22 protein-coding genes are annotated in these 22,950 nt (G+C 67.9%); 7 read left to right on the top strand and 15 right to left on the bottom strand.

Going from position 1 to position 22,950, the window contains the following annotated elements:
* Window positions 1-150: 150 nt before the first annotated feature.
* The 5 genes from gshB to tgt form a co-directional block, all read right to left on the bottom strand.
* Window positions 151-1,104: a glutathione synthase gene (gene gshB, locus QZ755_RS13690; RefSeq protein ID WP_294323884.1), complete on the bottom strand. Its 954-nt coding sequence runs from the start codon at window positions 1,102-1,104 to the stop codon at window positions 151-153.
* Window positions 1,105-1,227: 123 nt separating this feature from the next.
* Window positions 1,228-2,199 carry a cell wall hydrolase gene (locus tag QZ755_RS13685; RefSeq protein WP_294323882.1) on the bottom strand — a complete coding sequence of 324 codons (972 nt, stop codon included), beginning with the start codon at window positions 2,197-2,199 and terminating at the stop codon, window positions 1,228-1,230.
* 264 nt (window positions 2,200-2,463) lie between these two features.
* Window positions 2,464-5,310, bottom strand: a complete 2,847-nt coding sequence (locus QZ755_RS13680; protein ID WP_294323880.1) for a pitrilysin family protein — start codon at window positions 5,308-5,310, stop codon at window positions 2,464-2,466.
* Between the two features lie 111 nt (window positions 5,311-5,421).
* Window positions 5,422-5,616: a hypothetical protein gene (locus QZ755_RS13675; protein WP_294323879.1), complete on the bottom strand. Its 195-nt coding sequence runs from the start codon at window positions 5,614-5,616 to the stop codon at window positions 5,422-5,424.
* 23 nt (window positions 5,617-5,639) lie between these two features.
* Complete coding sequence (tgt, locus tag QZ755_RS13670) at window positions 5,640-6,788, bottom strand: tRNA guanosine(34) transglycosylase Tgt (RefSeq protein WP_294323877.1); 1,149 nt, start codon at window positions 6,786-6,788, stop codon at window positions 5,640-5,642.
* A gap of 52 nt (window positions 6,789-6,840) precedes the next feature.
* Between tgt and QZ755_RS13665 the strand changes: the two genes are divergently transcribed.
* Entirely contained in the window at window positions 6,841-7,005 is a 165-nt protein-coding gene (locus QZ755_RS13665) for a hypothetical protein (protein WP_294323876.1), read from the top strand.
* 127 nt (window positions 7,006-7,132) lie between these two features.
* On the opposite strand, the gene QZ755_RS13660 is transcribed toward QZ755_RS13665, so the two are convergent.
* From QZ755_RS13660 to lgt, 5 genes are all read right to left on the bottom strand, one after another.
* A complete protein-coding gene (locus QZ755_RS13660) occupies window positions 7,133-8,452 on the bottom strand; it encodes a cystathionine gamma-synthase family protein (protein ID WP_294323874.1) in 1,320 nt (439 codons plus the stop codon).
* 279 nt (window positions 8,453-8,731) lie between these two features.
* Entirely contained in the window at window positions 8,732-9,496 is a 765-nt protein-coding gene (pgeF, locus tag QZ755_RS13655) for a peptidoglycan editing factor PgeF (RefSeq protein ID WP_294323872.1), read from the bottom strand.
* Window positions 9,493-10,002, bottom strand: a complete 510-nt coding sequence (locus tag QZ755_RS13650) for a GNAT family N-acetyltransferase (RefSeq protein WP_294323870.1) — start codon at window positions 10,000-10,002, stop codon at window positions 9,493-9,495. The genes pgeF and QZ755_RS13650 overlap by 4 nt, the downstream gene beginning before the upstream one ends.
* Window positions 9,999-10,973 (bottom strand): SAM-dependent methyltransferase, encoded by a 975-nt coding sequence (locus tag QZ755_RS13645; RefSeq protein ID WP_294323904.1) that lies wholly within the window; start codon window positions 10,971-10,973, stop codon window positions 9,999-10,001. The genes QZ755_RS13650 and QZ755_RS13645 overlap by 4 nt, the downstream gene beginning before the upstream one ends.
* Before the next feature lie 92 nt (window positions 10,974-11,065).
* Window positions 11,066-11,923 (bottom strand): prolipoprotein diacylglyceryl transferase, encoded by an 858-nt coding sequence (gene lgt / locus QZ755_RS13640; RefSeq protein ID WP_294323902.1) that lies wholly within the window; start codon window positions 11,921-11,923, stop codon window positions 11,066-11,068.
* A 371-nt stretch (window positions 11,924-12,294) separates the two neighbouring features.
* Between lgt and QZ755_RS13635 the strand changes: the two genes are divergently transcribed.
* The 5 genes from QZ755_RS13635 to nadA all read left to right on the top strand — a co-directional run bounded on the left by QZ755_RS13635 (window position 12,295) and on the right by nadA (window position 17,173).
* Window positions 12,295-12,663 carry a BlaI/MecI/CopY family transcriptional regulator gene (locus QZ755_RS13635; RefSeq protein WP_294323868.1) on the top strand — a complete coding sequence of 123 codons (369 nt, stop codon included), beginning with the start codon at window positions 12,295-12,297 and terminating at the stop codon, window positions 12,661-12,663.
* Window positions 12,660-14,327, top strand: coding sequence for a M56 family metallopeptidase (locus tag QZ755_RS13630; protein ID WP_294323867.1), 1,668 nt, complete (start codon window positions 12,660-12,662; stop codon window positions 14,325-14,327). Before QZ755_RS13635 ends, QZ755_RS13630 begins: the two co-directional genes overlap by 4 nt.
* Before the next feature lie 111 nt (window positions 14,328-14,438).
* Window positions 14,439-15,296, top strand: coding sequence for an MBL fold metallo-hydrolase (locus QZ755_RS13625; protein ID WP_294323865.1), 858 nt, complete (start codon window positions 14,439-14,441; stop codon window positions 15,294-15,296).
* Entirely contained in the window at window positions 15,281-15,997 is a 717-nt protein-coding gene (locus QZ755_RS13620; RefSeq protein WP_294323864.1) for a DUF4230 domain-containing protein, read from the top strand. Before QZ755_RS13625 ends, QZ755_RS13620 begins: the two co-directional genes overlap by 16 nt.
* A 180-nt stretch (window positions 15,998-16,177) precedes the next feature.
* Window positions 16,178-17,173, top strand: coding sequence for a quinolinate synthase NadA (nadA, locus tag QZ755_RS13615; RefSeq protein WP_294323862.1), 996 nt, complete (start codon window positions 16,178-16,180; stop codon window positions 17,171-17,173).
* A gap of 7 nt (window positions 17,174-17,180) precedes the next feature.
* Here the strand turns inward: nadA and QZ755_RS13610 are convergent, their stop codons facing one another.
* The 4 genes from QZ755_RS13610 to QZ755_RS13595 form a co-directional block, all read right to left on the bottom strand.
* Window positions 17,181-17,906, bottom strand: coding sequence for a hypothetical protein (locus QZ755_RS13610; protein ID WP_294323861.1), 726 nt, complete (start codon window positions 17,904-17,906; stop codon window positions 17,181-17,183).
* Window positions 17,907-18,159: 253 nt separating this feature from the next.
* Window positions 18,160-18,798 (bottom strand): 2-dehydro-3-deoxy-6-phosphogalactonate aldolase, encoded by a 639-nt coding sequence (locus tag QZ755_RS13605; RefSeq protein WP_294323859.1) that lies wholly within the window; start codon window positions 18,796-18,798, stop codon window positions 18,160-18,162.
* Window positions 18,795-19,664, bottom strand: a complete 870-nt coding sequence (locus QZ755_RS13600) for a 2-dehydro-3-deoxygalactonokinase (RefSeq protein WP_294323857.1) — start codon at window positions 19,662-19,664, stop codon at window positions 18,795-18,797. Before QZ755_RS13600 ends, QZ755_RS13605 begins: the two co-directional genes overlap by 4 nt.
* Window positions 19,655-21,235 (bottom strand): sodium/sugar symporter, encoded by a 1,581-nt coding sequence (locus QZ755_RS13595; protein WP_294323854.1) that lies wholly within the window; start codon window positions 21,233-21,235, stop codon window positions 19,655-19,657. Before QZ755_RS13595 ends, QZ755_RS13600 begins: the two co-directional genes overlap by 10 nt.
* Window positions 21,236-21,338: 103 nt before the next feature.
* Here QZ755_RS13595 and QZ755_RS13590 point away from each other — a divergent pair, with 103 nt between their 5' ends.
* Window positions 21,339-22,049 (top strand): FCD domain-containing protein, encoded by a 711-nt coding sequence (locus tag QZ755_RS13590; protein ID WP_294323850.1) that lies wholly within the window; start codon window positions 21,339-21,341, stop codon window positions 22,047-22,049.
* Window positions 22,050-22,087: 38 nt separating this feature from the next.
* Here QZ755_RS13590 and fghA read toward each other — a convergent pair whose 3' ends face one another.
* Complete coding sequence (gene fghA, locus QZ755_RS13585; protein ID WP_294323848.1) at window positions 22,088-22,936, bottom strand: S-formylglutathione hydrolase; 849 nt, start codon at window positions 22,934-22,936, stop codon at window positions 22,088-22,090.
* Window positions 22,937-22,950: the final 14 nt, after the last annotated feature.

The raw sequence follows: 22,950 nt of genomic DNA, 5'->3' as shown, positions 1-22,950 counted from the left end.
CGGCGTTTCGTGCCGTGCGTGTCGGTTGCCCCATCCCGCCAGACACGTCACCCCGGCGCAGGCTGGGGTCTCTCGCGGCTCCTGCCCCGCGCCATCACGGGGAGACCCCAGCCTGCGCTGGGGTGACGTTTCTGGTGAATGTGGGGGCGGTTACTTCGCCGCCACCCGCGCCTCGATCGCGTCCCAGATCATGCCGGCCACATCGGTCCCGTCGAACGTCTCGATCGCGACGATGCCGGTCGGGGAGGTCACGTTGATCTCGGTCAGCCATTCGCCGCCGATCACGTCAATCCCGACGAAGATCAGCCCGCGCCGCTTCAGTTCCGGACCCAGCGCGGCGCAGATTTCGCGTTCCTTGTCCGTCAGCTCGGTCCTGGCCGCCGTGCCGCCGACCGCCAGGTTCGACCGGATTTCGCCGGCACCGGGCAGCCGGTTGACCGCGCCCGCGACCTCGCCGTCGACCAGCACGATCCGTTTGTCGCCCTTTGCCACCGCGGGCAGGAACGCCTGGACCATATGCGGTTCGCGGTACGCGGTGTTGAACACCTCGATCAGCGAGGACAGGTTCTGCGCATCGGCATCGATCTTGAAGATCGCCTTGCCGCCATTGCCGTGCAGCGGCTTCACCACGATCGAACCATGTTCGTTCAGGAAGCTGCGCGCTTCCTCGACCGACCGGGTGATGAGCGTCGGCGGCATGAAGCGCTGATAGTCCAGCACGAACAGCTTTTCGGGCGCATTGCGCACCGAAGCGGGATCGTTGACGACGAGCGTCCGGTCGCTGATCCGCTCCAGCAGGTGCGTCGCGGTGATATAGCCGAGGTCGAACGGCGGGTCCTGCCGCATCAGTACGACATCGGCCTGTTCGCCCAGGTCGAGGCTGACAGGATCGCCGAACGCGAAGTGATCGCCGACGACGCGCTGTACCGTGACCGGCCGGGCCTGCGTCCACACCCGGTCGCCCGACTGGTTGAGGTCTTCCGGCGCATAATGGAACAGCCGGTGGCCGCGCGCCTGCGCCGACAGCATCAGCGCAAAGGTGGAATCGCCCGCGATGTTGATGCCGGCAAGGGGGTCCATCTGGACGGCGACGGTCAGCGACATGGGGCACACTCCGGTTGGTTGCCGCTCAGGTAGGGGGCTGGCGGGGGAAAGTCACGGGGGGCATTTTCGTCATTCCCGTGGAGGCGGGAATCCACACGCGCTGACGGTAATGCAACGCGGATGCTACCGCAGCGGCTTGCCCGAATCCTTCCACTTGTCGAGGACCTGCGATTGCGGCGGCAGCGTGTCCTTCGGCTCGGCGACCGGTGTCGCGGTGGGAAGCGGCGTGGGCGGCGCGACGAACGACGGCGGGACCAGCGGCACGATCGGTACCGGCACCGCCTCCAGCGTCGGCGGCGGGGGCAGGGGCCGCAGCGGCCCCGGCGTCGGCTCCATGCCGATATAGCGGTCGGTGAACGCCGCGGGGGTGCCCCACCACCCCTTCCACCGATGAAAGAAATGCGCGCCGAACACGCCGGTCATCACCAGCGCGCGGTTCCACGACGGGGTGACGGCATAGGTGTGGTAATGCGTCGCCAGCCCGACGGGCGCGAACACGTCACCCGACAGTGCGCGGGCGGCGACCCGGCGCGACCGCAGCCAGACCGACGGCGCCGGCACCCGCGCCATCGCCCCGTCGCACGCAAAGCTGAACTGGCAGACCGGCCGATCCGACCCCTGGAACACCACGCCGCACACGGTCGCGGGAAAGGCGGGATGGCGCACCCGGTTCAGCACGACCTGCGCCACCGCACGCTGTCCGGCATCGGGTTCGTTGCCCGCTTCATAATAGATCGCGGTCGTCAGGCACTGCAGCGCGCGCGCGCGGTCGAGCTGGCTGCCGCGCAGGACGAACGGCCGTGCCGGCTGGATCGAGGCATCGCCGACATCGGCGTCGACATTTGCCGGGAGCGCGGGGAGCGGCGCGGTGCCGGTTTCCCCCCGCCGCACCGGCGCGTCGAGCAGCAGTTGCGCCGCACCGGGGAAATGATCGTCGGCCTCATAGCCGGTGGCGACCGATGGCGGCGGCGCGGGCGCATCGCGATGGTCGCGCGCCGCTAGTCCCGCACGCACCACGATCGCGCCGCCGACGAGCAGCAGCGCCGCACCGCCGAGCCTGCGTGCGCGCCGGTTGAGAGGGGGAAAGGCCGCCATGCGGGTGGCTGTAGCGGCAAACGGTTTGGAAAGTCGCAAGATTTCGAGAGGGCACCTCTTCCGTTGCCCCGGATCGGATCGAGACCTCTGGAGAAAATCCCTTATCCGTACCCCGGCGAAGGCCGGGGTCCAGTTGGGGGAGGTCGGTAAAGTAAGGAAGCGCTTTCCCAACTGGACCCCGGCCTTCGCCGGGGTACGATTAGGAGTTCGCTCCGTTCGCAACGTTTCCCAAGGTTTTGATAGCGGCCGGGGCGACGAGCGGTCTTACTTCACCCCGAGGTCCGCCCGGCTGAGGTCCACCGACGCGGCCGGAATCACTACCAGCTGCGGATAGGCGGCGCGGAGCGGTTCGAGGAACTGTTTCGCGTCGCCGACCACGACGATGCTCGCCGCCTTCGGGTCCATGACCTTCGCCGCCGCCTGCTGCACCGCCGCCGGTCCGACCGCCTCGATCGACGGGAGGAAGGTCGCGATGCGCGCCAGCGGCACGCCGTCCGATACATAGGTGACGATCGTGCCGGCGATGCCGCTGGTCCGTTCGATGGTGCGGCCGAAATTGCCGGTCAGCACCGCCTTGCGCGTTGCCAGTTCGGCCTCCGGCGCCGGTTCGGCACCCATGCGGCGCATCTCGTCGGTGATGATCTTCACGACTTCGGGCGCGGACGGGTTCTTGGTCTGGGTCGACGCGCCGACCGCCCCCCCGTTCCGCCGCGCATCCAGCTCCGACCGGGCGCCATAGGCGAGGCCGCGCTTGATGCGGATCTCCTGGTTCAGGCGCGACGAGAAGCCGACACCCAGCGTCGCATTGGCGACGGCGGCGGGGAAATAGGCCGTATCGCTGCGCGCGATGCCCGGCCGCGCGACGACCACGCCTGCCTGTCCGGCACCGGGCATGTCGACGACGATCACGCGGGGGGCGGGGGTGGCGACCTGCGGCGCCGCGGCGGGCGTCGCGCCGGGCTGGCCGCGCCAGTCGCCGAACAGCTGTTTCGCCAGCGCCATTCCTGCATCGGGCGTAATGTCGCCGACCAGTACCAGCGTCGTCTGTTCCGGCTGCCAGGCACGCTGATAGGCGGCGGTGACGTCGGCGCGGGTGATCGCCTTCAGCGTGGTCGGCGTGCCGCTGGCCGGGTGGCCATAGGGCGCGCCACCGAACACCGCGCGATCGGCGACGAGATTCGACAACTGCCCCGGATCGGTCAGCGCGACGCTGACGCCATCGATCGTCCGTGTGCGCAGCCGGTCGATTTCCTCCTGGGCGAACGCCGGATTGCGCGCGACATCGGCGAGGATGCCCAGCGCCGGCGCGACCTGTCCCGACCCGACGGTCAGCGTGACATTCTGCGAATCCCAGCCGGCGCCGCTGCCGATGCTGCCGCCGAGCGACTCAACGGCACGGGCGATTTCGGTCGCCGAGCGCGTCTTCGTGCCCTGCGTCAGCAGCCCGGCGGTCAGTTCGCCGACGCCCGCGCGATTGTCGGGATCGGCGGCGGCACCGCCCCCCGCGACCAAAGCGGCGGTGACGACCGGCACCCCACGCTTTTCGACCAGTACGACACGCATCCCGTTGGGCAGGCGGCGTTCGACCGGGACGGGGATGGCGACCTGCACCGGCGCACCGGGCGCGGGCGGCAGGACGCGCTGGCCATCGGGTGCAGGGGTGTGGATCGCGATGCCCGGCGGCACGGCCAGCGGCGCGGTGACCACGCTGTTGGCGATCGCAATCGTATCGCTGGCCGCGCCCGCCGGCTTGGCGGTATCGGGCAGGTAGCGGACCGTGGCGGCGCGGTTGGCGGCCAGCCACGTCTTCGCCACGCGCTGCACATCGGCGGCGGTAACGCGACCGATCGCGGCCAGCGCCTTGTCGGCAGCCTTCGGATCGCGCTCGACGATGACGCCCTGTGCCAGCGCCGATGCTTTCCCTTCCGCCGTTTCGCGCGAGAGCAGTTCGGCGGTGGTGATCTCGTTCTTCGCCTCGGCCAGTTCGGCGGCGGTCGGCGGGGCGGCGATGATGCTGGCGACCTCGCGCTTCAGCGCCGCCTCACCGTCGGCCACCGACTTGCCGCCGGCGAGGATCGCATAGAGCGACAGCGTGCCCGGACCCTGCTTGGCATCCAGCTGCACGCCGACATCCTGTGCGATCTGGTCGCGATAGACGAGGCTTTGGTGCAGCCGCGAATTGTCGCCGCCCGACAGGATCGCGTCGAGGACCTTCAGCGCCGCCTGATCGGGATGATTGGCCGGCGGCAGCGGATAGCTGATGAGGATCGCGGGCAGCGGGGTGTTCGCCTCGTACACCGTCTTGGTCACCGGCTGCTGGCGAACGGGTTCGTCGACGGTCACCCGCGGGATCGGGCGATCGGGCTTGGCGATGGGCGCGAAATACTGGTCGACCCAGCGGTTCAGCTGGGCGGGATCGAAATTGCCCGCGACCATCAGCACCGCATTGTCGGGCCGGTAATAGGTCGCGTGGAACGCGCGGATATCGTCGATCGTCGCCGCATCCAGATCGGCGATCGATCCGATGCCGGGCCGGGCATAGGGGTGGCGGCTGTACGACACCATCGGCGCGTAGAGGCCGAACAGCTTGCCATAGGGTTGGGCGAGGATGCGGCTGCGCAACTCCTCCTTCACGACTTCACGCTCCGAGGCGAAGGTCTTCGGGTCCACGACCAGCGTCGCCATCCGGTCGGCCTCGGCGAACAGCAGCCGTTGCAGGTGGTTGGCGGGCACCACCTCGTAATAATTGGTGTAATCGTCGGCGGTCGACGCGTTGTTGTACCCGCCGACATCCTCGGTCAGCCGGTCGAGCTGTTCGGGCACCAGGTTGCGCGTCGCCTTGAACATCAGATGTTCGAACATATGCGCAAAACCGGACCGCCCGGCGGGGTCGTCCTTCGACCCGACATCATACCATACCTGCACCGACACGTTCGCGCTGGACGTGTCGCGAATGGCATAGACGCGCAGGCCGTTGGCCAGCGTGCGTTCGGTATAGGCGATCGGCGGCACGGTCGCGCTGGCAGCGGGGGCCGGCGGGGCGGGGCGCTGCTGCGCGTGAGCCGGGCTAAGCAGGGCGGTCGAGATCAGCAGCGCGAGGCCGAAACGCATGGGGGACATTCTCCGGAACGGATGATGCGGCAGGGTGTGGGCCGCATCGCCCCGGAGTGTCAACGTATCATCGGTTACGACGGGGGCGCTTCGCCGGCGCCCCGCCCGATATCATCCCTTCTTACGCCCGGAATTGGCATAGAGCAGCGCGGCGGCAAGGGCGGCGGAACCGATGCCGATGCTGATCGGCACCACCGGCCAGCCCTGTCCCTTGGACGGCTGCCTGGTGTCGGCGGCGGCATCGGCGACGCGCTTGATGTCCTGTGCCGCGGCGGTCACTTCATTCAGTTCGGTCTTGTCGGTCATGATCCTCTCCCTCTTGTCGGGGTTTAATGCCTAGGCGCGGTGTAGCGTGCCCGGAAATCGTCGGCAAAGGCGGCCAGCGTGTCGTTTGCGATCGCCGCGCGCAGATCGGCCATCAGCGCCTGATAGAAATACAGATTATGCTCGGTCATCAGCATCGCCCCCAAGATCTCGCCCGCGCGGACGAGGTGGTGGAGATAGGCGCGGCTGTGGCCGTGGCACACCGGGCAGGCGCAGTCGGGGTCGACCGGGCCCAGATCCTCGGCGAATTTGGCGTTGCGGATGTTGATCGGGCCTGAACGGGTAAAGGCCTGTCCGGTGCGGCCCGACCGGGTCGGCAGCACGCAGTCGAACATGTCGATGCCGCGTTCCACCGCGCCGACGATATCGTCGGGCTTGCCGACGCCCATCAGATAGCGGGGCTTGTCCACCGGCAGCTGTTGCGGCGCATAGTCCAGTACGCCGAACATCGCCTCCTGCCCCTCGCCGACCGCAAGGCCGCCGACCGCATAGCCATCAAAGCCGATATCGATCAGCGCATCGGCGGACGCCTTGCGCAGTTTCTCGTCGAGCGCGCCCTGCTGGATACCGAACAGCGCGGCTCGGGCAGCATGGTCCTCGCCCGAATCGAAGCCGGTGCGGCTGCGGCGTGCCCACCGCATCGAGCGTTCCATCGCCCGCGCCTGTACCTCGCGGGTCGAGGTGGTCGGCACCAGTTCGTCGAACGCCATCACGATGTCCGACCCCAGCAGCCGCTGGATTTCCATCGAGCGTTCGGGACTCATCAAATGACGGGTGCCGTCGAGATGGCTCTTGAACTCTACCCCGTCCTCCGACCGCTTGGTCAGTTCGGACAGGCTCATCACCTGATACCCGCCGCTGTCGGTCAGGATCGGCCGGTCCCAGCCCATGAACTTGTGCAGCCCGCCCAGCCGCGCGACGCGTTCGGCGCTGGGGCGCAGCATCAGGTGATAGGTGTTGCCGAGCAGGATGTCGGCGCCGGACGCACGCACGTCCTGCGGCTTCATCGCCTTCACGGTGGCGGCGGTGCCGACCGGCATGAAGGCGGGCGTGCGGATTTCCCCGCGCTGCATGGCGATGGTGCCGGTGCGGGCGCGGCCGGACGTGGCGGTGACGGTGAAGGCGAAACGGGGAGCCATAAGGCGAGCCGTCATGCCGGACCTTCCCCCCGCTGTCGACCGTTGTTGCGGTTTGACGGGAGAGAAGATGATGGCCGAACCACTGAACCCCGGCGACGACGCCGTGCCCGGTACGCCGGGTACCGGCGAGGATGTGTGTCCGCGCTGCGGCGGCAAGGGTACGATCGAAGGCGGCGAGTGCCGGAACTGCGGCGGCACGGGCAAGGTGATCGAGGGGATTGGTGGGGCCTAGCGCCCGATCGGCCAATAGCGTCATTCCAGCGCAGGCTGGAATCTCCCCGTTGAAGGGTGGTGCCCTCGCCGAGAGAGACCCCAGCCTGCGCTGGGGTGACGCTTTTGGCCGTAATGGCCGCTTCCGTTCAGATCGCCGCGAGCGCCTGTTCGAAATCGGCGATCAGATCATCGGCATCCTCGACCCCGATCGAGATGCGCACGAGGTTGTCGGTGATCCCCAGCGCCGCCTTGCGCGCATCGGGCACCGACAGGTGGGTCATCCCCGCCGGATGGCTGGCCAGCGTCTCGGTGCCGCCCAGGCTCACCGCCAGCTTGGCGATGGTCAGCGCGTCGAGGAACGCGAACGCCTCGCGCTCGCCGCCCTTCAGGTACAGCGAAAAGGTCGATCCGCCGCCGGTGCAGTGGCGGCGGTAGATGTCGGCCTGGCGCTCCATTCCCTTGGCGTCCTTGAGGAAGCCGAGATAGCCGACCCGCTCGACCTTGGGATGGTCCTTCAGGAAGGCACAGACCTTCGCCGCATTCTCGCCCGCGCGGCTCATGCGCAGTTCGAGCGTCTCGAGCGAGCGTAGCAGCATCCACGCGGTGTTGGGGTCGCAGATCGTGCCGATGGTGTTGCGCATCGATCGGATGGTGTTGATGTGCGCCTTCGACCCCAGCACGCCGCCGGCGACCAGATCGCTGTGCCCGCCCGCATATTTGGTCAGTGAATAGACGACCAGATCGGCGCCATGCTGCAACGGCTGCTGCCACAGCGGGCCGAGGAAGGTGTTGTCGATCGCGATCGGCGGCTTGTCGTCGCCACCACCGAACACCGCGTCACGCGCGGCCGCGACCGCTTCGATATCGACCAGCGCGTTGGTCGGGTTGGCCGGGCTTTCGAGGTAGATCAGCGGCACGCGGCCTTCCGCCTTGCGCAGCACGGCTTCGATCTCGTCCTGCGTCGCGCCGGCCGGGAAGTCGAGATACTTGACCCCGAAGCGGCCCAGCACGCGGCCGATCAGCGTCTCGGTCGCGGCATAGAGCGGGCCGGAATGGATGATCGTGTCGCCCGGCTGCACCATCGACAGGAACAGCGTGGCGATCGCCGACATGCCGCTGGAAAAGACCAAGGCGTCCTCCGCCGCTTCCCAGACGCCGAGGCGATCCTCGAGGATCTCCTGGTTCGGGCCGTTGAAGCGCGAATAGACAAGGCCCTCGGCCCCGCCGGGGCGCTTGCCGGTCACGCCCTCGAAATGACGCTTGCCGGCGGCGGCATTGGGGAAGACGTAGGTCGAGGTCGCAAAGATCGGGGGCTTGAGCGATCCTTCGGACAGCACCGGGTCATAGCCATGGCCCATCATCAGCGTGGCGGGCTTCAGCCGGCGGCCGCCGACGGTATCGACCGGGGGCTTGGGGCGGCGGCGCGGCGGAACGCCGGTCAGGTCGGCTTCGGTTTCGTCAGTCACGAATCTCTCCTTTTTCGGGGAGGGTAGCGATAGTTACGAAAGAAACCAACTCGGACCATCAGCCCCACACGTCACACCCGCGCAGGCTGGGGTCTCCCCGTGGCGGGCGCATCGCTGGAGCCGGGAAAGACCCCAGCCTGCGCTGGGGTGACGGTAAAAGACAGGATGCAGCCCGTCGGTCATTCCGGCGAAGGCCGGAATCCATGGATGGGGTGATGGGGCGGCAGGATCGCTAGCACCCGACCCAATGGATCCCGGCCTTCGCCGGGATGACGATGGTTATGCCGCGATCCCGATCACCGACAATTGCCGCCCATAATCCGCCTCCCCCCGGTGCGTCGCACGGCGGAAGCTGAAGAAGCGGTCTTCCTGCGCATAGGTATCCTGCCCCAGCGCCTCGATCCGCCGCACGCCCGCCGCCGCCAGCCGATGGACGACATAGGCCTCCAGATCGAACCGGGCATGGCCGGGACGGTTTTCGGCGAAGAAGCGTTCATTTTCGGGGTCGGTCGCGCAGAAGCGTTCGACGAATCCCATGTCCACCTCATAGCTCGCCCGCGCGATGCAGGGACCGACAGCGGCGGCGATGCGGTCGGCACGCGCGCCCAGCTTCTCCATCTGCGCGATGGTCGCGTCGGTCACGCCGGCCAGCGCGCCCTTCCACCCGGCATGGGCCGCACCCACGACGCCTGCCTCCCGGTCCGCGAGCAGCACCGGTGCGCAATCGGCGGTCAGGATGCCGAGCAGGATGCCCGGCCGTTCGGTGACCATCGCATCGCCCTGCGGCCGTTCGCCATCGGGAAAGGCGGTCAGAACGCGGACGACCGAGGCCGAATGAATCTGATACAACCCGCACAGCGCCGCACCGGGCAGCACCGCGTCGACGACACGCTTGCGGTTCTCGGCGATGGCGGCGGGATCGTCACCCGATCCCAGTCCGGTGTTGAGGCCGGCGACGACCCCCGTCGACACACCGCCGCGCCGCCCGAGAAAACCGTGCGCCACGCCGTCCAACGCACCGCTGCGCAACACTTCGATCGTCATAGCGCCACCCGCATCACGTCATCCTCGTCCCGGTGGTTGCCGACCATGAAGTCATAGGTGCCGACCCGCACGAAACCATAGCGTTCGTAGAAGCGCCGGGCACGATGGTTGTCGACGAACACCGACAGGAACAGTTCGTCGGCGCCCGTCCCGCGCGCCTTGGCGAGCATATGCTCCATCAGGATCGCGGCAAGGCCGGTGCCCTGCGCCGCCTTGCGAAGGTAGAACTGGCGCAGTTCGATGGGCTTGCCGGTCGGTTCGAACGGCAGTGAGGGCGGGCCGAGCTTGGCATAGCCGACCGCCTCGTCGCCCGCCATCGCCAGCACGACGTGGAAGCGGGGGTCGGACAGCTCCTTCTCCCACGCCGCGACGGTGAACCGGCCGATAAAGGCGGCAAGGTCGTCGGGGTGGTAGAGATGGCCGAAGGTATCGGCGAACGTCTCGGTCCCGATCTTCACCAGCAGCGCGGCATCGGCGACCGTTGCATCGCGCAGGACCGGCGTCATGTCGCGAACCCCGCCGGCACCGGCCAGCCGGGCGACGTGATCGCGATCGCCTTGAACAGCGTGCCCATCTGCTCCTCCTCGACCAACCGGTCGCGATCGGCGCGCAACGCCTCGGCGCGCTCCGGGCTGCGGGCGGCAAGCGCCTGCGTCCGGGCGTCGATGCCGAGCGCCTTCAGCAACGCGCCCTGATCGACCGGTCCGTATGCCACGGCATCCTCGGCGCGCGCCGCCTCGATCAACGTCCCGAAATCGACATGCGCGGTCAGGTCCTGCTCGCCCGGATCGGCATAGGGATTGACGAAGTCATGGCCGCGCACCGCCTGCAACGTGTCGCCCAGCGCGGGACCGGCATAGCCATAGTCGATGACGATCGCGCAGCCGCCCTGGGCGACGATCCGCTTCGCCAGTTGCCGCAGGATGGCGACGGCGGCGGGGGCGGTTTCGAGTACCGATCCGATGGGGGCATCGCGGAACGGCAGCGGGATGATCGGATCGAAGCCGCGCTGCCCCATTACCGGCAGGAACAACGTGTCCTGACACGCGACCAGCCGTTCGCGCCAGCCCTCCGCCGTCTTCACCAGTTGCCGGATCGGCAGCGCGTCGAAAAATTCGTTGGCGACGACCAGCAGCGCGCCGTCTTCGGGCAGGCCGACGGTATCGACCGCCCATTCGGCCCGCGGCACGCGCTTCGCCTGTTCGTCGCGCAGCGTCGGGCTGGTCTCGATCAGATGCACCGGCGGCGTGCAGCCCGCTGACGCCATCGACCGCAGCGCATCGGCGGCGAGCGTGCCCCGGCCGGGACCGAACTCGACATAGCGTGCCGCCGGACGTCCGGCGCGGTCCCAGCTGTCGGCGAGGCCGAGGCCGATCAGCTCGCCGAACATCTGGCTGATTTCGGGCGCGGTGGTGAAGTCGCCCTTCGCGCCCAGCGGATCGCGGGTGGCGTAATAATGCGCGTTTGCCGCACCCATGAACTGGGCGAGGCTGATCGGCCCGGCAAGCGTGATGGCGCGGGCGAGCCGTTCGGGCAGCGCCGGGTCGGCGGCGGTGACGACGGGTTCGGTCAAGCCACGCTCTCCGATCCCGCGATCGGTTCGACCCGCACCCGGCGACGCTTCGACGTGACCATCAGGTAGATGCCGATCGCGATCATCGGCAGGGTCAGCCACTGGCCCATGTGCAGGCCCGTAGCCTGGGCGAACGCCACCAGCTGCGCGTCCGGCTCGCGCCAGAATTCGATGATGAAGCGCGCCACGCCGAAGCCCGCCATGCCGGTGCCGAGCAAGAAGCCCGGCTTGTAGCGCGCATCGGTGCGCCAGAAGAGCAAGGCGAGGATCAGGAACAGGATCAGCCCCTCGCCCAGCGCCTCGTACAGCTGGCTGGGATGGCGCGCGGGGTCGAGCCCGCCGGCCACGGTGCGCGGGAAAACAATTGCCCAAGGCGCGTCACTCGGCTTGCCCCACAGCTCACCATTCACGAAATTGGCGATACGGCCCAGGAACTGGCCGATCGGCGCGACACAGGTGACGTAATCGGCGACGCGGAGCGCGCGCAGGCCATGCTTGCGCGACAGCCACCAGATGCCGAGGATCAGCCCGACCATGCCGCCATGGAACGACATGCCGCCATCCCACAGCCGCAGGATCTTGACCGGATTGGCGAACATTTCGGGAGCGTAGAAGATGGCGTAGCCCAGCCGCCCGCCGAGGATGATGCCGAGCGTCGCATAGAATACGAAGTCGTCCGCATGGCGCCGTGCCATCGGTGCGCCCGGCTGGTCGAGCAGCTTGAGCAGATACCACCAGCCGGCGAGGATGCCGGTGATATAGGCCAGCGAATACCATTTCAGCTGGAAGAAGCCGAGGTCGAGCGCAACCGGGCTAAGCCCCAGATCGACATAGCGGATATGGCCGGCGGCCATGCCGACGTCACCGGTGGCGGCGGCGAGGGTGGATAGGATCAAGGGGGTACGCTCCGGCTGTGGTGCCGCGCGTAATATCGGGGTTGGCCGGCAAGGGAAACCACCGATGCTGCTTCAGGGAAGCCGGGGTGGGCGGACCGGCGCAGGGGGGGGGGGGGGATGCTGCCGGTCCGCCCGAATTGAAGCGCGAACGCATCGGACACCACTAACCCTGCAGGCGCTGTGCCAGTTACCCGCGGCGGCGGATTTTCGTCATCTTGGTGGTTAACAGTCTTGCGGTGGGCAGGCGGGGTGTAAACGATCCCGACAGGGCGGCATGTCTTCAAAGATTACGCTTGTAAACGAAATGACCACGGGTGTAGTCATTGCCCATGGCCGAACGAATCAGCGATGCCGAGCACGCCGTGATGGAAGTGCTCTGGGACAAGAACCCGCTCACCGCGCAGGAGGTGGTCGAACGCGTCGCCCCGGCGCGCGGCTGGACCGCGAACACCGTCAAGACACTGCTCGGACGGTTGCTGGCGAAGGACGTGGTCGGCGCGGAGGAGGACGGGCGGCGCTATCGCTACCGCCCGCTGGTCGCGCGCGAGGAATATGTCGCGGGTGAATCGCAGCGGTTCATCGACAAGCTGTTCGGCGGCAGCCTGACGCCGCTGGTCGCGCATCTGGCCGAACGCGACCAGCTGAGCGCGCGCGAAATCAACGAGATCGAGGCTCTGTTAAAGGCGCTGAAACAATGATCGGATGGGCGGTGGAGACGATCGCGGCGACGACGCTGCTGATGCTGCTGGTGCTGATGTTGCGCGGCCTCGTCGCGCGGCGCTTCGGTCCGCAGGCGGCCTATGCGCTGTGGGCGCTGCCCGCGTTGCGCATGATCCTGCCGCCCCTTCCCGACAACTGGCGCCCGGTGGAATTCCATCCGATCGGCGCGGCGACCGACCCCGGCGTCATCATGCTGGGCGTACCCGTCGCCGAGGTGCCCGCGTTGCCGCAGGGATGGGGGATGGCCGACGTGCCGTTGATCGTCGTCGCGTTGTGGCTGCTGGGTGCGGTCGCGTTCGTCGCATGGCATATCGTGCAGCACAGCCGCTTCTGCGCGAAGGTGCTGGCATCGGGCCGGGCCAGGGGCGTCGCGGGCGGCCATGTCCAGATGATCGAGAGCCGCCATGCCGCCGGGCCGCTCGCCTTCGGCGTGTTGCGCCGCTACGTCGCGATGCCGGTCGATTTCCGCGATCGCTATGACGAACGCGAACAGGCGTTGGCGCTGGCACACGAGCTGGGCCACCATGCCCGTGGCGATCTGGCCGCGAACTGGGTCGCACTGGTCATACTCGGTTGCCATTGGTTCAATCCGGTCGCGTGGCGCGCCTTCCGGGCGTTCCGCGCCGATCAGGAAATGGCGTGCGACGCGATGGTGCTGGCCCGCGCCACACCGGGCGTCCGCCACGCCTATGCCACCGCCATCGTCAAGTCCGCGCATGGCCAGGCGCTGTCCGCCGCCTGCCACCTGCACAGCGTCAACGAACTGAAAGGGAGACTCGTCATGTTGTCGAAGCACCGGGTGATGTCGCCCGCCACCCGTCGCATCGCTGGCGGTGCCACGCTGACCCTTGCCATCATCGGGCTGGGGATGACCGCGTCGGGGACCAAGGCGGCGGAGACGATCCGGTCGAAGGTCGAAACCGCGACCGGCGTGGAGTTCGCGCAGGTCGAGGCGCAGGCCGCCGACGTCCTCGCTCCCGTAGCGGCGATCGTACCGGCACAGGCCGCCACGCTGCCGGTAATCGCCGCCGAACCTGCACCCGCGACGCAGCCGGTGGTGCCGGCCGCCGCGTCGACGCCGAGGATCATGGTTGTTCCCGCCGCGTCGAGCCTCAGCACGCAGTTGCAGCCGTCCGGCAGCGCCCCGACGGCAAACGGCAGGCCCCGTCAATTCACGATGCGCAGCGACGATGGCGTGCGCAAGATCGTCGTCCAGCGTTTCGACGCCAACGGCAAGCTGCTGGGCGAGACGGTCAGCAACATCCCCCAGATCAAGATCGTCAACGCCGATTGCGGCCCCGGTACCCAGACCACCGTGACGCGGACCGAAGGTGGCAAGCAGGTTACCACGATCTGTTCCGACCGCATCAGGCTCATCACCCGCAATGCCGAGTTCCAGGCCCAGCAGGGTGCAAAGCTGGCTGCGCTCGGTGCGGAACGCGCGGCGCAGGGGCAGTTGCAGGCGGCGCAGGGCGAAAAATATGCCCGGCAGGGGCTGCAGGCGGCGCTGGCCGGATTGCGCTCGGCGCGGGCGTCGATCGCCGCCAATCAGGATATGCCTGCCATCGCCCGCCGCAGCGCGCTGGAGGGGATCGACGACAGCATTCGCGAGGTTCAGGCAGAGATGGCCGAAAAGGACTAAACCAGGTTCGCGGACGTTCTGCCCCGTTCGTTCGCGACAGGGCCGGTTGGCAATGCGCCGGCCGGCCCATCGTCTTGCATCGCACCGCCCCAGCCGCCATGTCGCAGGGCAATGGCTGAATTTCCCCCCGGCATGGCCCAGCCGCTCGAACCGCTGGTGACGCGGGTACTAGCGCGCAACGCATCGCCCTATACCCATACCGGTACACAGAGCTTCGTCGTCGGCGGCAGCGGCGCGGTTGCGATCATCGATCCGGGGCCGGTCGACGACGCGCATCTGGGCGCCCTGCTGGCGGCGGTCGGCGACCGGCAGGTCGCGGCGATCCTGTGTACCCACACCCACCGCGACCATAGTCCGGGCGCCCGGCCGCTGGCGGACCGGACCGGTGCGCCGATCATCGGCTGCGCTGCGCTGACGATGGACGATGCCGGCCCGCGCGCCGATGCGGCGTTCGATGTCGACTATCGTCCCGACCGGGTGCTGGGCGATGGCGACAGGGTGGCGGGCGATGGCTGGACGCTGGTCGCGGTCGCGACGCCGGGACACACGTCGAACCACCTCGCCTTCGCCCTGCCGGAGACGGGTGCATTGTTCAGCGGCGATCATGTCATGGGCTGGTCGACGACGATCGTGTCTCCGCCCGATGGCGACATGGGCGACTATATGGCCAGCCTCGACAAGCTGCTGGAACGCGAGGACCGGGTCTATTATCCCGCGCATGGCGATCAGGTCGACAATCCCCGGCGGCTGGTGCGCGGGATGCTGGGCCACCGCAGGCAGCGCGAGGGGCAGATCACGCGGGTGATCGAGCGCGGTACGCAGGACATCCCCGCCATGGTCGCGGCCATGTATGCGGGGCTGCATCCCAGATTGCTGGGCGCGGCGGAGCGATCGGTGCTGGCGCATCTGATCGACATGGAGCGGCGCGGGATCGTGCGACAGGAGGGCGCGACATGGCATCGCATGTGAGGCCGCAGGCACTTCGACTGGGTGTGGCGGTCGTCGTGCTGCTGGCGCTGGCGGTCGGCGGCTGGGCGCTGTGGCGGCACTATGAGGAGAAATACACCGTCACCACCGAACCCGATAGCGGGCAGGCGGTGACGCGGATCATCACCGCGCGGCTGTCGGGGGCCAGTGCGCTCAAGGTCGCGTCGCTGTCCGGCACGTTGCAGGCGACAGCCAGCGACGTGCGCGGTTTCGGCTGGCTGCGCAGCGATCAGGTGGTGAAGATGCCCTATTCGGTCGATTATTTCGTGGATCTGGGCGGCATCGGCGAAGGCGCGCTCAGCTGGTCGGCGGATACGCGCACGCTGGTGGTCGATGCGCCGGACGTGACCGTCGCGAAGCCGAATATCGACGAGGCGGGACGGACGCTGGTGCAGACCAACGGCCTGTATGTCTCGCGCGAAGCGGCATCGGCGCTGGCACAGCGCGTGTCGGCGGTGGCACAGGGCCGTGCAGAACGCGAGGCGCGCAGCCCCGAACGGCTGGCACAGGCGCGCGAGCTGGCACGGGCCGGACTGGCCCGCGTGCTGGCCGCCCCGCTGGCGGCGGCGGGCGAGGGCGATGTGCGGGTGGTCGTCACCTTCCCGGCCGAACGGAGTGCGCGGGGTGGCGAACGCTGGGACGTCTCGGCCCCGCCGGCAGAGGTGCTGGGCAACCGGCGATAGGGCCGATTGACGTTGACCGTACCCCCGCGCAGGCAGGGGTTTAGAGTCAAACAGAGCCAAGGCTTGCGATTGTTACCCTGGACCCCCGCCTGCGCGGGGGTACGGCAGTCGCGAACGTACGAAGCGCGACTTGCAGACACACCGGGACCGACCTAGGGGCAGGGCCACAGGGAGACGATGATGAACGCGCGCACCGAATTGCCCACCGGCACCGACCTGCTGGCCGAAATTGACCGGCTGCGCCGTGAGCGCAACGCCGTCATCCTCGGCCATTATTACCAGAAGCCCGAGATTCAGGACCTTGCCGATTTCGTCGGCGACAGCCTCGACCTCAGCCGAAAGGCGGCGGCGACCGATGCCGATGTCATCGCGTTCTGTGGCGTGCGCTTCATGGCGGAGACGGCCAAGATCCTGTCGCCCGACAAGACGGTGATCCTGCCCGACATGGACGCCGGCTGTTCGCTGGAGGACAGCTGCCCGCCCGAACAGTTCGCCGCGTTTCGTGCGGAGCATCCCGACCACATCGCGCTGACCTATATCAACTGCTCAACCGAGGTGAAGGCGCTCAGCGACATCATCGTCACCTCGTCCTCGGCGGAAAAGATCCTGTCGCAGCTGCCCGCCGACCAGAAGGTGATCTTCGGTCCCGACCGCAATCTCGGCGGCTACCTGATGCGCAAGACCGGGCGCGACATGCTGCTGTGGCCGGGCGTGTGCATCGTGCACGAGGCGTTCAGCGAAACCGAATTGCTGAAGCTCAAGGCGCAGTATCCGGACGCGCCGGTCGCGGCGCATCCCGAATGTCCGGCGATCATCCTCGACCATGCCGATTATGTCGGGTCGACCAGCGGCATCCTGTCCTATGCCAGCGAATTTCCCGGCGACACGCTGATCGTCGCGACCGAACCGCACATCATCCACCAGATGGAAAAGGCGCTGCCCAACAAGCGCTTCATCGGCGCGCCGGGCGCGGACGGCAACTGCAACTGCAATATCTGCCCGTATATGGCGCTCAACACGCTGGAAAAGCTCTACATCGCGCTGCGCGACCTGTCGCCGCGGATCGAGATCGAAGAGGGGCTGCGCGTGAAGGCGAAGGTGTCGCTCGACCGGATGCTGGCTATGGCCAGCGGCACGGTGGGGCTGGGCGATCTGGGGCCGCTGCGCGCGGGGTAAGGCGCCCCTACCGCCCCATCCAGTGGCGCACGCCGCCGCGCGACAGTCCGGTGAACGTGCCGACGACCACCAGCAATGCCGCCGCGACGACGGCGAGCGCGACGAGCGTCGCCGCCTGTCCGCCTGCCGCCCAGATCGCGGCCAGTGCCCACAGGAACACCAGCGCGAAGGGCGGACAACCGCGCGTCGCGACGAGTGCCGCCGCGGCGATCGCCCCTGCAACGAGCAGCAGGAGCGCGGCGATCAGCGGAGCGGTCGCGCCGGCATCGATCCCGTGGAAGCGGAGCGAAGCAGCGATGTTGACGATCGACGCGACCGTCAGCCAGCTGGTCAATGCCGTCAGCGGCAGCGCGGCACACCACCGTTCCCCGGCCGAAAATCCGTGCGGCCAGCCGGAAAAGGTCCGCAGCGTCGCGATCAGGCACGCGAGGGTGAACAGGATGATGATCGCCGAGGGAAAGTTGAGGCCGAACACCTGCGTATAGGCCGCCCACAGGGCATTGCCGAGGAACACGCCCGCAGCAGGCAGGCGTAGCCGCGCGAGCAGCGAATTGCCGCGCTGTTTCGGCAGCGCCTGATACACCGCGAAGACCAGCGTGCCGGTGTAGAGCGCGCCCCAGGTCGCGAATGCCCAGCCGGCCGGCGTAACCAGCGTACGCACCATATTCGACTGTTCGCCGATGCTGCGCCCAATGCCGATCGTCGGCAGGAGCGGGGTCAACAACTGCGACACGGCGCAAAGGATCGGGAGGGCACGGGCGATCGGCGAGGCGTCGCTGGTTCGAAGGGCGCGGGTCGGCATGGTCGAGGAACTCGCTACGCCGCGTTCGGTTGCCGTGGGCAACGGATTGGCGGCATGCGCCTTCGCCACGCCCGTCATTCCCGCGCAGGGGGAATCCATACCCGCTGCCGGTTCAGCCGGAGCCGCGACATCGGCGTTTATGGACTCCCGTCTGCGCGGGAGTGACGAACGGGAATGGGGCCGCCTACCGCTCCAGCGCCTGCCACGCCGCAACGAACGCCCGCGCGCGTTCGCCGACCGTTTCGGCGTCCATTCCCGGCACGTACAGCGCCGATCCCAGACCATAGCCGGCCGCCCCCGCCTTGTGCCAGTCGGCCAGCACCGACGGCACGATGCCGCCGACCGGCAGCATCCGCACGTCGCGCGGCAGGACGGCGCGCATCGCCTTCAGCACGGCGGGGCTGGCGGCTTCGGCAGGAAACAGCTTCAGCGCGGCGGCCCCGGCGTCGAGCGCGGCAAAGGCTTCGGTCGGGGTGGCGATGCCCGGCATGGCGACCAGCCCGCGTTCCGCCGCCGCCGCGATGACGGCGGTGTTGGCGTTGGGGGAAATGATGAGCGTACCGCCCGCCGCCTCGACCTGCGCCACCTGCGCGACGTTCAGCACGGTGCCCGCGCCGACGACGGCATAGCCTTCCAGCTTCTTCGACAGGCGGGTGATGCTCTCATACGGGTCGGGCGAGTTGAGCGGCACCTCTACGATAGTGAAGCCCGCATCGAGCAGCGCGTCGCCGATCGCCTCCGCCTCGTGCGGCTGGACCCCGCGCAGGATCGCGACCAGCGGGCAGCGGGCAAAGGCGGCGTCGAACGCGGTCAGATGGCTCATGCGGACAACTTTCGAATCTGGGTGATACCGGCGATAAAGGCAGTCTCGCACCCGCTGACAAGGGCGTGGCCGCCCAGCGTCTCGATCGCGGTGGCGTAGAGCGTGGCGAGATCGCCGTCGGCGACCAGGTGGACGTCGCGCCCGTCGCCGATCCGCGCCGCAACGTCGCTGCCGATCAGGACGCCGCTGGCATAGGATGCGGCGTCCGCGTCGGCACGCAGGCCGAGGACATGGCTCGCGCGCACGCCGAACAGGCTGGCGGCAAGGTCGCGCTTGGCCCCTTCGCGCACGCCCTCGCGAAAGGCTTCGCCGGCGGATACCGGCGCGGCGAGTTGCGGGGCCAGCACGCCACCGCCCTTGAGCAGCGCGAACATCTCGCCCGTCATCGCCGTGGTGAAGGCAGCGACCTCGCCATCGGTCAGCTCGACCCATTTGCAGTGCGTGCCGGGCTGGCAGAGCAGGGCGTCGGGCGGCACCTGTCCGGCGAGCGCGGCGCCGAGCAGCTGCACTTCCTCGCCGCGCATCACGTCGCCATGGCGCCCGCGCGCGAACGACAGGCCCGGCACGATCGCGGTACGATCGTCGATCCACGTCAGGTGCGCGGCGATGTCGGCGATGCCGGCCGGCACCGCGACATAGGGCGCGACACGCCAGCCGATCGTCGATCCGACCATGCCCGCCATCAAGACCGGCAGGTCGCCCAGTTCCGCCCGGATCGCGGCCAGTTCGGCGGGATAGGCGGCGGCGGGGGTGGAGGACACCCCCTGCGCCGACCGCAGCGTGGCCACGATCCGCCCGTCCTCGACCCGATAGGCGCGACGGTTGGTCGTCCCCCAATCGATCGCGATGAACGGGCTCACCACCATGTCGCGTACAGAGCGATCAGGATCAGGACGACGCCGAGGCCGGCGATATTGAACCCGGTGGAAGTGCCGAACGACACGCCCTGCATCGTAATGCGGTTGGCGTCCCCCTTCCCCCGCAGCATCAGCGACAGCACTACCGCCAGTGCAAGGCTGAGCAGGAACACCAGCCCCATCCGGTCCATGAACGGAATGCCCGGCGCGAAGCTGCGGAACAGATAGGACAGCACGACCGAGGCGATCGCCGCGCCGATCGCGCCAGCTTCGGTCGCGCGTTTCCAGAACAGGCCGAGCAGGAAGATCACGGTGATGCCGGGCGTAAAGAAGCCCGAAAATTCCTGGATGAACTGGAATGCCTGATCGGCGCCGCCCAGCAGCGGTTTCGCCGCGACAATGGCGATCAGGATCGCGACGCTGGCAGCGATCCGGCCGATACGGACCAGCTTGTGTTCCTGTGCCTTGTCCAGTTCCCCGCTCTCGCTGGTACGCTTGGCATAGAGGTCGAGGGTGAAGATCGTCGCGATCGAATTGATCTTGGACGCGGTCGACGCGATGATCGCGGCGATGAGTGCTGCGAAGACAAGGCCGAGCAGCCCGGAGGGCAGCAGCCGCATCATCGTCGGATAAGCTTCGTCGGGCTTGGCAAGGTCGGGCGCCAGTACGACGGCGGCAATGCCCGGTACCACGATCACCAGCGGCATCAGCAGCTTCAGGAACGCGGCAAAGACGATGCCCTTCTGCGCCTCGGGCAGCGACTTGGCGGCGAGCGCGCGCTGGATGATATACTGGTTGAACCCCCAATAGCTGAGGTTGGCGATCCACATGCCGCCGATCAGCACCGACAGGCCCGGCAGGTCCTTGTAGAAGGGATTGTCCGCGCTCAGGATCATGTCGAACTTTTCGGGCGCGCGCCGGGTCAGTTCGTGGAAGCCGCCCAGGACACCCGCGTCACCGCCGATCTGCGACAGGGTAAGGTACGAGATGGTGAGGCCGCCGAACACGAGCAGCGTGACCTGCACGATGTCGGTCAGCGCCACCGCCTTCAACCCGCCGCGGATCTGGTACAACAGCGCGAAGAGGCCAAGGGCGACCAGCGCCACCGTCTGGTCCACACCCGCGACCTGCGTCACCGCGATCGACCCGAGCCAGATGATGCTGGTCAGGTTCACGAACACGTACAGCGCCAGCCAGAACACCGCCATCAGCGTGCGGATCGACGGACCGTACCGCTGTTCGAGGAACTGCGGCATCGTGTAGATTTCGTTGCGCAGGAAGATCGGCAGGAAGAACTTGCCGACGATCAGCAGCGTCAGCGCCGCCATCCATTCATAGGATGCGATCGCCAGGCCGATGGCATAGCCCGACCCCGCCATGCCGACGATCTGTTCGGCCGAGATGTTCGCCGCGATCAGCGACGCGCCGATCGCCCACCACGGCAGCGACTTGGACGCGAGGAAATAGTCGGACGAATCCTTTGGCCGCCCGCCCTTGTCCCGGCTGACCCATTGGGCAAGCCCGAAGATGCCGATCGCATAGATCACGACCACGATCAGGTCGATCGTCGACAGACGCATGGTAATTCCTCCCCGCCCACTGGCGCTTTGGTTCCGACAATTATACGACGAATGCCGATAGTCCAGCACGAAGCGACTGTTGAGAGAGGGAGAGAGGCGGACCATGGCGGCGCGGATGACCGGGATGCCCGGCGGCAACCTGACGCGGACGATGCTCGATACGCTCGGGCGCGCGATCGTCACCGGCGAATATGACGACCGTCCGTTTCCGACCGAGGCGGACATCGGCAAGGCGCACGGCATCAGTCGATCGGTCACGCGCGAAGCGGTGAAGATGCTGACCGCCAAGGGGCTGGTCAGCGCGCGGCCGCGACAGGGAACGGTGGTGCGCCCGGCATCGGCATGGAACCTGTTCGACCCGGATGTGCTGCACTGGCTGCTCGACCGCAAATTCTCGGTCGAATTGCTGCGCCAGTTCAACCAGCTGCGCGTGGCGATCGAGCCGGAGGCGGCGGCGCTGGCGGCGGTGGCGGCCGATGACGACGACCTGGCGCGGATCGCGCAAGGGCTGGCACGGATGGCGGCGGCGGAGCGGGGCGAGGACGATGCGCTCGACGCCGACATCGATTTCCATGTCGCGATCCTGCTGGCGGCGAAGAACCCCTTCTATGCCCAGTTCCGCGAAATGGTGGCTACCGCGCTCAACACCTCGATCCGTTTCACCAACACGATCGTCGGCCGATCGGCCAGCGTCGAACAGCACGCCGCCGTGGCGGACGCGATCGCCGCGCGCGACCCCCACGCCGCCCGCACGGCGATGCGGGCGCTGATTGGCGACGTGCTGGAGCTGATCGAGGATCGCGGGGAGGGGTAGCGGTAATCGTCATTCCCGCGCAGCAATGACGATCGCGGTTATCCCTCGGCCTTCAGCCGCTCGCCATGCCAGCGCACATGATCGGGCAGGAAGGTCGAGATGAAATAATAGCTGTGGTCGTAGCCCGGCTGCATCCGGAGCGTGCAGTCGATGCCGGCATCGGCACAGGCCCGCTCCAGCAATTCCGGCCGCAGCTGTTCGGTCAGGAAATGATCGGCGTCCCCCTGATCGATCAGCAGTTCCCGCACCCGCGCGCCATCCTCGATCATCGCCACCGCATCGGCCGTGCGCCATGCCGACCGGTCGTTGCCGAGATACCCGCCCAGCGCCTTTTCCCCCCACGGTACCTGGCCCGGCGCGACGATCGGGGCAAAGGCGGAGACCGAGCGGAACCGATCGGGGTTGCGCAAGGCGATGGTCAGCGCGCCGTGTCCGCCCATCGAATGGCCGGTGATCGACTGGCGGGTGCAATCCAGCATCGGAAATTCGGCGGCGATCAGCGCGGGCAGCTCGTCCTCGACATAGGAGCGCATCCGATAGTGTTTCGCCCATGGTTCCTCGGTCGCATCGACATAGAAGCCGGCGCCCAGCCCGAAATCCCATGCCCCTTCCGGATCGTCCGGCACGCCTTCACCCCGTGGCGAGGTGTCGGGAGCGATGAAGGCGATGCCCGCTTCAGCGCAGGTTGCGCGAAATTCGCCCTTGTCGGTGACATTGGCATGGGTGCAGGTCAGGCCCGACAGATACCATAGCACCGGTGCGCGCTGGCCCGGTTCCAGCGGCGGCACGAATACCGAAAAGGTCATCGTGCCGCCGGTCACGGTCGATTCATGGGTATAGACGCCCTGCGTGCCGCCATGGGCGCGGGCGGTCGAAACGGTCTTCATGGGCGCTCTCCCTC

The sequence above is a fragment of the uncultured Sphingomonas sp. genome (assembly GCF_913776855.1).
Classification (GTDB): domain Bacteria; phylum Pseudomonadota; class Alphaproteobacteria; order Sphingomonadales; family Sphingomonadaceae; genus Sphingomonas.
This window is presented reverse-complemented; position numbering and strand designations above follow the sequence as displayed.

Excerpts from the sequence above, each read along its gene's own strand:
- gshB (WP_294323884.1), bottom strand. The coding sequence starts at position 1,104 with ATGTCGCTGACCGTCGCCGTCCAGATGGACCCCCTTGCCGGCATCAAC.
- QZ755_RS13685 (WP_294323882.1), bottom strand. The coding sequence starts at position 2,199 with ATGGCGGCCTTTCCCCCTCTCAACCGGCGCGCACGCAGGCTCGGCGGT.
- QZ755_RS13680 (WP_294323880.1), bottom strand. The coding sequence starts at position 5,310 with ATGCGTTTCGGCCTCGCGCTGCTGATCTCGACCGCCCTGCTTAGCCCG.
- QZ755_RS13675 (WP_294323879.1), bottom strand. The coding sequence starts at position 5,616 with ATGACCGACAAGACCGAACTGAATGAAGTGACCGCCGCGGCACAGGAC.
- tgt (WP_294323877.1), bottom strand. The coding sequence starts at position 6,788 with ATGACGGCTCGCCTTATGGCTCCCCGTTTCGCCTTCACCGTCACCGCC.
- QZ755_RS13665 (WP_294323876.1), top strand. The coding sequence starts at position 6,841 with ATGATGGCCGAACCACTGAACCCCGGCGACGACGCCGTGCCCGGTACG.
- pgeF (WP_294323872.1), bottom strand. The coding sequence starts at position 9,496 with ATGACGATCGAAGTGTTGCGCAGCGGTGCGTTGGACGGCGTGGCGCAC.
- QZ755_RS13650 (WP_294323870.1), bottom strand. The coding sequence starts at position 10,002 with ATGACGCCGGTCCTGCGCGATGCAACGGTCGCCGATGCCGCGCTGCTG.
- QZ755_RS13645 (WP_294323904.1), bottom strand. The coding sequence starts at position 10,973 with ATGGGTGCGGCAAACGCGCATTATTACGCCACCCGCGATCCGCTGGGC.
- lgt (WP_294323902.1), bottom strand. The coding sequence starts at position 11,923 with ATGGCCGCCGGCCATATCCGCTATGTCGATCTGGGGCTTAGCCCGGTT.
- QZ755_RS13635 (WP_294323868.1), top strand. The coding sequence starts at position 12,295 with ATGGCCGAACGAATCAGCGATGCCGAGCACGCCGTGATGGAAGTGCTC.
- QZ755_RS13630 (WP_294323867.1), top strand. The coding sequence starts at position 12,660 with ATGATCGGATGGGCGGTGGAGACGATCGCGGCGACGACGCTGCTGATG.
- QZ755_RS13625 (WP_294323865.1), top strand. The coding sequence starts at position 14,439 with ATGGCTGAATTTCCCCCCGGCATGGCCCAGCCGCTCGAACCGCTGGTG.
- QZ755_RS13620 (WP_294323864.1), top strand. The coding sequence starts at position 15,281 with ATGGCATCGCATGTGAGGCCGCAGGCACTTCGACTGGGTGTGGCGGTC.
- nadA (WP_294323862.1), top strand. The coding sequence starts at position 16,178 with ATGAACGCGCGCACCGAATTGCCCACCGGCACCGACCTGCTGGCCGAA.
- QZ755_RS13605 (WP_294323859.1), bottom strand. The coding sequence starts at position 18,798 with ATGAGCCATCTGACCGCGTTCGACGCCGCCTTTGCCCGCTGCCCGCTG.
- QZ755_RS13600 (WP_294323857.1), bottom strand. The coding sequence starts at position 19,664 with ATGGTGGTGAGCCCGTTCATCGCGATCGATTGGGGGACGACCAACCGT.
- QZ755_RS13595 (WP_294323854.1), bottom strand. The coding sequence starts at position 21,235 with ATGCGTCTGTCGACGATCGACCTGATCGTGGTCGTGATCTATGCGATC.
- QZ755_RS13590 (WP_294323850.1), top strand. The coding sequence starts at position 21,339 with ATGGCGGCGCGGATGACCGGGATGCCCGGCGGCAACCTGACGCGGACG.
- fghA (WP_294323848.1), bottom strand. The coding sequence starts at position 22,936 with ATGAAGACCGTTTCGACCGCCCGCGCCCATGGCGGCACGCAGGGCGTC.